The 9,124-nt window shown below is 72.2% G+C and carries 7 protein-coding genes; 5 read left to right on the forward strand and 2 right to left on the reverse strand.

The features are described from left to right. The first annotated feature begins 143 nt into the window (after positions 1-143). Positions 144-1,424, forward strand: coding sequence for a DUF1996 domain-containing protein (locus tag AB0I42_RS36835; protein WP_357544407.1), 1,281 nt, complete (start codon positions 144-146; stop codon positions 1,422-1,424). A gap of 271 nt (positions 1,425-1,695) precedes the next feature. Here the strand turns inward: AB0I42_RS36835 and AB0I42_RS36840 are convergent, their stop codons facing one another. After that, positions 1,696-2,742, reverse strand: a complete 1,047-nt coding sequence (locus AB0I42_RS36840; RefSeq protein WP_357544408.1) for a LacI family DNA-binding transcriptional regulator — start codon at positions 2,740-2,742, stop codon at positions 1,696-1,698. Positions 2,743-3,065: 323 nt separating this feature from the next. Between AB0I42_RS36840 and AB0I42_RS36845 the strand changes: the two genes are divergently transcribed. Beyond that, entirely contained in the window at positions 3,066-3,929 is an 864-nt protein-coding gene (locus AB0I42_RS36845; RefSeq protein WP_357544409.1) for a hypothetical protein, read from the forward strand. Positions 3,930-3,977: 48 nt separating this feature from the next. Here AB0I42_RS36845 and AB0I42_RS36850 read toward each other — a convergent pair whose 3' ends face one another. Next, positions 3,978-5,867 carry a hypothetical protein gene (locus AB0I42_RS36850; RefSeq protein WP_357544410.1) on the reverse strand — a complete coding sequence of 630 codons (1,890 nt, stop codon included), beginning with the start codon at positions 5,865-5,867 and terminating at the stop codon, positions 3,978-3,980. A 374-nt stretch (positions 5,868-6,241) separates the two neighbouring features. Here AB0I42_RS36850 and AB0I42_RS36855 point away from each other — a divergent pair, with 374 nt between their 5' ends. From AB0I42_RS36855 to AB0I42_RS36865, 3 genes are all read left to right on the forward strand, one after another. Further along, on the forward strand, positions 6,242-7,342 hold the full coding sequence (locus AB0I42_RS36855; protein ID WP_357544411.1) for an ATP-binding protein: 1,101 nt from the start codon (positions 6,242-6,244) through the stop codon (positions 7,340-7,342). Further along, a complete protein-coding gene (locus AB0I42_RS36860) occupies positions 7,339-8,046 on the forward strand; it encodes a response regulator transcription factor (protein WP_357544412.1) in 708 nt (235 codons plus the stop codon). The genes AB0I42_RS36855 and AB0I42_RS36860 overlap by 4 nt, the downstream gene beginning before the upstream one ends. A gap of 76 nt (positions 8,047-8,122) precedes the next feature. Continuing rightward, positions 8,123-9,091, forward strand: a complete 969-nt coding sequence (locus AB0I42_RS36865; RefSeq protein WP_357544413.1) for an aldo/keto reductase — start codon at positions 8,123-8,125, stop codon at positions 9,089-9,091. Positions 9,092-9,124: the final 33 nt, after the last annotated feature.

A 9,124-nucleotide genomic window follows, 5' to 3' on the forward strand; every position in this document is an offset into this window, starting at 1 on the left:
TCGGTGGCCGCGTCGCCGAGCGCCTCCGCGGCCGTGCGCTTGCCCTGCAGTGCCCCCTGCAGGTGCGGGGCGAGGGCGGCCATCACCTGGCGGGCCACCGCCACCGGGCCCCCTCGTATGCCATCGAAGCCAAGGAGGCAACCATGCGACGGGCACCTCGCAAGATCCGGACCAGGAGGGCGGCCGCCACCGGCGCGCTGCTCGTCCTGCTGGCCAGCTACCTGACCGGCACCGCCCTACCGGCCGGCGCCGCCGACACCCTGCTCTCGCAAGGGCGGTCGGCCACCGCGTCGTCGACGGAGAACGGCGGCACGCCCGCCAGCGCGGCCGTCGACGGCGACAACGGCACCCGCTGGTCCAGCGGGTTCGCCGATCCACAGTGGATACGCGTCGACCTCGGCGGGACCGCCACCGTCAACCGGGTGGTCCTGCGCTGGGAGAGCGCGTACGCCCGCGCGTTCACCGTCCAGACCTCCGCCGACGCGACCAACTGGACCACCGTCCACACCACCACCAACGGCAACGGCGGGGTGCAGGACCTCGCCGTCTCCGGCACCGGCCGGTACGTCCGCGTCCACACCACCGCCCGCGCCACCCCGTACGGCGTCTCGCTGTGGGAATTCCAGGTGTACGGCACCGGCGGCGCACCACCGCCCGGCGGCCCGATCGTCCGCGTCGCCGAGTTCCTCGCCGAGTGCCCGTACAGCCACCGGCTGCCCGACGACCCGATCATCTTCCCCGGGCTGCCCGGAGCCTCGCACATGCACAGCTTCTTCGGCAGCCGGGTCACCAACGCCCACACCGACCTCGACGACCTGCTCGGCAGCACCAGCACCTGCTCGCCCAGCATCGACGTGTCGTCGTACTGGGTACCGACCCTGTACGTGAACAACGCGCCGGTGGAACCGACCGGCACCACCTTCTACTACCTGGGCGAGGGCGTACGCGACGACATCATCGCCCGCACCCAGCCACTGCCGCTGGGCCTGCGGATCGTCGCCGGCAACGCCCGGGCGACCGGCCCCGGCGACAACACCATCGCCCGCTGGTCGTGCCTGCACGCCGGCCACGTCGGGTCGTCGACGAACTTCGTCAACTGCCCGACCGGCACCATGCTGGAGTCCTATCTGGACTTCCCGCAGTGCTGGAACGGCCGCGACCTCGACTCGCCCGACCACAAGAGCCACATGGCCTATCCGGTCGCCGGCGCCTGCCCGGCCAGCCACCCGGTCCCGGTGCCGAAACTGCGCCAGGTACTGCGCTATCCGGTCAACGGCGACCCGGCCCGGTTCCGGCTGGCGTCCGGCCCCGGCTACACCATGCACGGCGACTTCTTCAACGCCTGGCCGGAGGCGGAGATGGCCCGCCGGGTCAACGACTGCATCCGCCCGATCATCAAGTGCGGGGTGAACGGCCGCCCCTGACCCCGGTCGCCCCAAGCCGCCGCGCCCGTGCCCACGCCGAGGGCACGGGCGCGGCCCCCTGCCCTGCCCCGTTCTGCCCCGCCCCGAGGCTGCCCCGGGGGTGGGGTGGCCGCCGGCCGCGTTGATCGAGGAGTTGTCGCCAAGATCGCGCCCCAATTTGCGGCATTGATCCCCATGATCGCGGCGCTCTCGGGGTGGGGTGCGGGCGCGCAGCCCGCGCGGGGTGGGCGGGGTGGGCCGGCGCGCGCGGGGCGGGCGCGGGTGGGGGTGGTCAGGTGGAGGCGCGGATCACCAGGGTGGGGTGGAACAGGATCGCGCGGGACAGGCGGCGCGGGTCACGGATCCGGGCCAGCAACAGGCGGGCCATCTCGGCGGCCATCTCCTCCACCGGCTGCCGGATCGTGGTCAGCGCCGGGTGCGCCTCCGCCGCCGCCGAGCTGTCGTCGAAGCCGACGACCGCGACGTCGTCGGGCACCCGGCGGCCGAGTTCCCGCAGCACCCGTACCGCGCCCTCGGCCATCAGGTCGTTGGCGACGAACAGGCCGTCGACGTCCGCGTGGGTCGCCAGCAGCCGTCGGGCCGCCGCCTCGCCACCGGCCCGGGTGAAGTCGGCCTCGACCACCGGCGGGTCCGGCTGGCCGTACCCGAGCAGGGCCGCGCGGAAGCCGGCGAGCCGTTCCTGGCCGGCGGTCATGTCCAGCGGCCCGCAGATCGTCGCCAGCCGCCGGCGGCCGCGGCCGACCAGGTGCTCGACGGCCAGGTGGGCGCCGGCCCGCTGGTCGACGTCGACGTAGCTGGCGCGTACCGGCGGACCGGGCCGGGCGGACAGCACGGTCGGGATGTCCAGGTCGTCGAGCAGGCCCGGCATCGGGTCGTCGACGTGGCTGCTGACCAGCAGTACGCCGTCGACGTGCCCCTGTCGCAGGTAGCGCAGCACCAGGTGCCGGGCCGGTGGGTCGACCGGGATGACGACGAGGTGGATGTTCTGCGGCAGCAGCACCTCCTGGGCGCCGGCGGTGACCCGGCCGACGTAGGGGTCGGTGAACATCCGGTTGAGGAACGGGGTGCCGCTGGTGCGGTCGGGCTCGGAGATGACGATCGCGACCGAGTCGGTGCGCCGGGTCACCAGTGAGCGGGCGGCGAGGTTGGGGACGTACCCGGTGGCGGCGATGGCCCGCTCGACGGTCTCCCGGATCTCCGGGGCGACGGTCGGCACCGCGTTGATGACCCGGGAGACGGTGGACCGGGACACGCCGGCGTAGCGGGCGACCTGCTCCAGGGTGGGCGGGCGGCCGCCGTCGGCGGACACGGTCGACATGTGATCGAGCCTATAGCACCCCGCTCCCCCGAAGATCCGCGTGATCAGGGAGTTCGTGGCACGACACGCCGACGAAACGCGAGACGGAGTCCCTGATCACCGCGATCAAGGAGATGTCGAGAGGACGACAGTCGGGTTGCCGATTCAGATTGATCGATAGGCGTCTTGGCTGGTCGGGCGGCACACGGGGGCCGTCGGCACCGGCGGGGGCCTTCTACGTTGGGTCGTGCCCGGGGTTGACCGGGTCGCACCCCCACCACCGCCCGGCGTTCGACCGTCCATTTCGGAACAGCCGGCGACCACGAAGGGAAACCAGGACAGAGATGCAGCACGAGACGACCCAGGGGCGCCGCCGGATCATCGCCGGCGCGGTCCTGTCGACCGCCGTACTGATCACGCCGCTGCTCGGCGCGGCACCGGCGGCGGCCGTACCCGGCCTGGACCGGGTCAACTCGGTCGGCCCCCGCAACAGCGACGCCAAGAGCCGGACCGCCTTCTGCGCTCCGGGCGACACCGTGCTCGGCGGCGGTGGCCGGATCGGCGGCACGGTGCCCGAGCAGGTCGGCATGGACTTCATGCTGCCGCTGGTCGACGGCACCGGATTCTCGGTCACCGGCCGGGAGGACGAGACCGGCACCAACGCCACCTGGTCGGTCACCGCGACGGCGCTGTGCGCCCCCGCACCGGCCGGCTTCGAGGTGGTCTCCGGCACCTCCAGCCCGACGTCGGTCGACGAGGACTGGCTCACCATCCCCTGCCCGCTCGGCAAGGTGGCGCTCGGGGTCGGCGGCGCGGTGATCGGGGCCAACAACAGCGAGGTGCTGCTGGAGGACCTGCGCATCGACACCGGCAGTGTCACGGTCGCCGGTGCCGAGGACGGCACCGGGTTCGCCGGCAACTGGCAGATCCACGCCCGGGCGATGTGCGCCAACCAGCCGGCCGGCTACGAACGGCTGCTCGACGACAGCGACTACGACTCCGTCTCCAGCAAGTCGGTGACCGTCACCTGCTCGCCGGGCCGACAGGTGCACGGGATCGGCGCCGAGATCCTCGGCGGGAACGGACAGGTCCGGTTGACCGCCGCACACGCCCCGGACACCACCTCGGTGACCGCGAGCGCGGTCGAGGACGAGGACGGCTTCAGCGGCAGTTGGAAGGTCCGCGCGTTCGCGATCTGCGCGAGCTGACCGTCGCGGCGGGGCCGGCGCGGTGGACGCCGCGCCGGCCCCGTCGGGTCAGGCCAGCGGGAACTCGTCGAACAGCACGACGGCCGAGCCCGGGTCACGGGTGTCGAACCGGTACGACCGCACCACGCCCGCCCCCGAGTCGAGGACCGAGAAGACGGTGATGTCGTTGCTGGCGACGTACGGCAGGGGCTTGCCGGCGGCGTCGGTCAGCGGGGCGACCGTAGGCACGATCGGGGCCAGCCCACCCGGGTCGCCCTGCCGGATGTGGTCGGGGTCCTCGGGCAGGTTGCGGCTGGCGCCGGACGAGACGTCGTACGCGCCGTAGCTGTTGCCGACGTTGGAGGTCTCCAGCCAGTTGACACCGGCCGCGTTGCGGAACCGGTTCCACAGGTGCGAGTGTCCGTTGTGGACCAGGTGCACGCCGTTGGCGGAGAAGAGCGGCTCCAGGTCGCGCAGGATGTGGTCGTCGGCCAGCGGGTAGTCGTACGTGACGGCGGTGACCTTGCCGGTCAGCGGGTCGCGGGTGACGGTCTGCACCGGGTCGGTGAACGGCGGCGCGGAGTTGTCGCCGAGGCCGTGGCCCGGGTGGTGGTACATGACGACCCGGTACCGGGCCCGCTGCGCCGCCGGCGACGCGAGCTCGCGCTCCAGCCACTTGTACTGCCGTGAGCCGCGCTTGACCGGCTCGAAGATGAACTGCCCGTAGCCCCACTTCTCCGCGTTCTCCAGGTCGGCCGGCGCCTCCTGGAACTTGCCCCGGGCGGTCGGCGACGCCGAGCGCCAGATCTGGGTGGCGAAGAGGGTGACCAGGTGCACGTCGCCGATCGTCCGGGCCCACCAGCGCTGGCCGCCGTTGGGGCTGCTCGGGTACGGGAACATCTCCTCGTACGTGGTGACGTCCCAGGACTGCTCGGCCAGCCAGGTCGCCTCGTCCACACCGGACGGGCGGCTGCCGCGCCACTTCTGGCGGGCCACCTCGAGCGGCTGCGGGTCGTTGAACTGGCTGTCCAGGCCGGCGGTGTCCGACCAGCGGCCCATCACCTCGTGGTTGCCGATCGCCGGGTAGATCGGGGTGTGCTGGAGCAGCGGCGCGCCGCGCCAGGTGCGGCCGTGCAGCGTCTTGCTGGCCCGCCCGGTCAGGCCGGCGAAGAACGCGAGCCCGGTGGTGCTGTCGAACCACTCGCTGGCCCGGTCCGGCACGTTGACCAGGTCACCGGCGACGAGCACGCCGTCGAGGCGTACGCCGACGGTCTCGGCGACCTTCTCCAGGTTGGCCGGGGTCATGTTCTTGAGCTGGTGGTCGCTGGTCAGCAGCAGCTTGACCGCCTGCTTGCGGGGTGCCACCGGGGCCAGCGTGTAGACGGTGGTGACCGTCGCCCGGCCGGCGTGGTCGACCGACACCACCCGGTACGGCGTACGGCCGGCGGGCAGCTTGTCGACCAGCGCCAGCTGCCGGTGCACCGGCCGGTCGACGACCGCCGAGAAGCTGCGGCCGGGCACCGCCGAGGCGCTGTCCTCCCGGGTCCGGGTCAGCCGCTTCGTGGTGGCGGTGATCCGCCGCCAGCCGGGGCCGTTGCGGCGGCTGCCGGTGGCGGCGTCCAGGGCCTGCTGGTCGTCGAGGGTGGTCACACCGGCGCCGACGAGCACCACCTGTGCGGTGCCGGCCTCCTCGGTGTGCCAGACGACGTACACGGTGGACGCCTGCGGGTCGAGCAGGTAGGGCTCGCACAGCAGCGGCCGGCCGCCCAGCCGGGGCGCCGGTACGTCGTCGGGGTCCGTGCCGGGGGCCGCCGCCACGGCCGGCGCGGCGGGTACGGCCACCCCGGTCGCCACCGCGGCGCCGCCGGCGAGCGCGCCGAGCACCGTACGGCGGGACAGGCTGCCCGGCGCGGGATTTTCCGTCGTCGGAAGGGTTTCGTTCGCGGTTGGATCGGTCATGAGGCCGGACCCAACCGGAGCCGGCTGTCCAGGTCCTCCCGGCCAGGTGAACGTGATCCTCCCGTCGGGTGAATCCCCTGGTCACCGCGGCACCGCAGCCGCACGGTCCGGCACCGGGGACGACCGCGGCGACCGGCGGCGGCAACCCCTGATATCCACCCGTTTCACTGCTTATGCAGCTTCATCAACCACTATTGCCACCCGGCGGGCGTACACGCGGAAACGCACCCCGCCGACGCTCGGAAAGCGCTTCACCGTAGATACATCGGACCATGCCACCAATGGGACATTCATCGACGCTCGTCAGCACGACTGCTACCGTGTCCCAGAGTGTCAGGCGACGCCGTTCAGCGCCGCCCAAGGAGGTCCGTTTCGTGGTGAAACAATCGGACGCAATCACCCATGTGGACGGGACGGCGATCGCCATGCACGTTGTCCGGGAATTCCTCCGACGCCTGCCGGCCGGTGACATTTCCGGCCCGATCGCGGGCGGGGCGGCACGGGTGGTGCACGAGGTGCTCCGCGAACTCGGCACCGCGCCGGGCGTCGACGGCGCCGGGGCACCGGCCGGGACGGCCGGCGGCGGGACCGTCCCACCCGCCGCCGGCCCCATCAGGAACAGCGCCCGGACCGGCGACGCCCCGGACGAGACCGACTATCCCGGCCACCCGGTCGACTACCTGCGGGCCGGCACGCTGCTCTTCGAGGTGGCCCTGCCGATCCTGGCCGCCCGCTGGGCCGGCGGCGACCAGAAACTGCTGGTCAGGGCCAGTATCACCCTGCACCGGGCGGTGACCGAGTGGGCCGCGCTCGCCTCGACCGCCCACGACAGCCTGCTGACCGCGCGCCTGCGCACCTCGCGCCAGGAGGAACGGCGCCGGATCGCCTGCGAGTTGCACGACCGGGTCGGCCACGGCATGGCGCTGGCGCTGCAGAACCTGGACCTGCACCGGCGCTATCTCGCCACCGACGCGGACCGGGCGGCGGCCAGGCTGACCAGGGCGATCACCACCATCGGCGAGACCACCCGGACCATCCAGCAACTCTCCTCGGAACTGCGCCGGTCGGTGAGCGACCGCGGAATCGAACACGCCCTGCGGACCTATCTGGACCACCATGTCCCGCCACCGGTACGGGTCGACCTGACCGTTTCGGACCGGGTGGACACACTACCGCCCGAAGTCGCCGAGGAACTGTATCTGATTCTCTGCGAAGCCATCCGGAATGCCGTCCGTCACGCGCATCCGGCGACACTTCGAATCCAGCTCGGAATCAACGGAAACCGCGTCGACGCCTCGGTCGCCGACGACGGGAGCGGATTCGATCAAAAAGCCGCGATCGCCACCTCGTACGGCGGATTACTGTCGATGCGGGACCGGGCCGAATTGCTGCGCGGCCGGTTGCGCCTGTCGAGCATGACCGGCCACGGCACCACCGTCGCCGTCACCGTACCCGTGCCCGGGGCGCGGCCGTGAGCGCGCCCGTCGTCGCGGACCCCATCCGCGTCGCGCTCGCCGACGACCACGCCCTGTTCCGGGAGGGAATCCGCGAACTGCTGTCCACCGACGACGGGTTCGTCGTCGTCGGCGAGGCCGCCACCGGTGACCAGGCCGTCGCCGTCGCCGTCGAGCATCGCCCGGACGTCCTGCTGCTCGACGTCGAGATGCCCGGTCCGGGCGCCGCCGCCGTCATCCGGCAGGTGCACCGGACCCGGCCGCAGACCAGGGTCATCGTGCTCACCATGCACGACGACGACGGCCTGATGCGCGAAGTGTTCGAGAGCGGCGCGGCGGCCTACCTGACCAAGGCGATCCTGCTCGACGAACTGCTGGCCGCCGCGCGGTCGGTCTGCCGCGACGCGCAGACGGTGCTGCTGTCGGTCTCCCGCCGGACCCTGGGCCGGTTCGGCGGTCACCCGGCGGGCCCGCCACCGGATCCCGGTGCCGGCGGGCCGGCCGCCGACCGCGCGCCGACCGCCCGCGAACGCGAGATCCTCCGGCTGGTCGCGGCCCGGATGAACAACGCACAGATCGCCGCGCGGCTGGGGGTCACCCAGGCGACCGTGAAACGGCATCTGACGAACATCTACGCCAAACTCGACGCACGGTCGCGAATGGACGCGGTCCACCGCGCGGCGGCCGCCGGAATCATCACCGCCGATGGCGAGTCAGGTCACTGAAAGTGGTGTCACCGTTGCTATCGTCGGCGCCCGGCGGGGTCAGTTTCCCGGTCATCCAATCCCCTGGAGGTTCCACGTGCAGTACCGTCCACTGGGCCGGACCGGCCTGCGGGTTTCCGAGATCGGCTACGGCGCCTGGGGTATCGGCGGCCTCTACTGGGTCGGCGCGCAGGAGCAGGAGTCGTTACGCGCCCTGCACACCGCGATCGAACAGGGCGTCAACTTCATCGACACGGCCCGCGGATACGGCGAGAGCGAGCGCCTGGTCGGTCAGGTCGTACGCGAGCACCGGGGCGACCCGGTCTACGTGGCGACCAAGGTCCCGCCGGCGAACATGATCTGGCCGGCACCCACCGGGGTCCACCCCGACGAGGCGTTCCCGGGCGCGCACATCCGCGAGAGCCTGGAGACCAGCCTGCGCGCGTCCGGCCTGGAAGCCTTCGACCTGCTTCAGTTCCACGTCTGGCAGGACGAGTGGATCGGGCGCGGCGACTGGCTGGAGACGATCGCGGCGCTCAAGGAGGAGGGAAAGATCCGCTTCTTCGGGGTGTCCATCAACGACTACCAGCCGGAGAGCGTCCTCGACCTGGTCCGAAGTGGACACGTCGACGCCGTACAGCTGATCTACAACGTGTTCCACCAGACCCCGGAGGAGAGCTTCCTGCCGGCGTGTGCCGAGCACGGCGTCGGTGTCGTCGTCCGGGTGCCGCTCGACGAGGGCGGCCTCACCGGGCAGATCACCGCGTCGACGACGTTCCCCGCGGACGACTTCCGCAACAACTACTTCGCCGGCGACCGGCCGGCCCAGGTGGAACAGCGGGTCGACGCGCTCGTCGCCGACCTCGGGGTGCCCCGCGACCGGCTCGCCGAACTCGCGCTGCGGTTCGTCCTCGACGCGCCCGAGGTGTCGACGATCATCCCGGGCATGCGCTCGGTCCGCAACGTGCAGCGAAACGTCGCGGTCAGCGACGGCCAGCCGCTGTCGGCGGAGCAGCGGGCGACGCTGGCCAAGCACCGCTGGGAGCGGAACTTCTACCAGCCCTGACCGCTCCCGCCGGCTGACCCGGCCGGCGGCCGC

The organism is Polymorphospora sp. NPDC050346, assembly GCF_040655695.1.
Classification (GTDB): domain Bacteria; phylum Actinomycetota; class Actinomycetes; order Mycobacteriales; family Micromonosporaceae; genus Polymorphospora; species Polymorphospora lycopeni.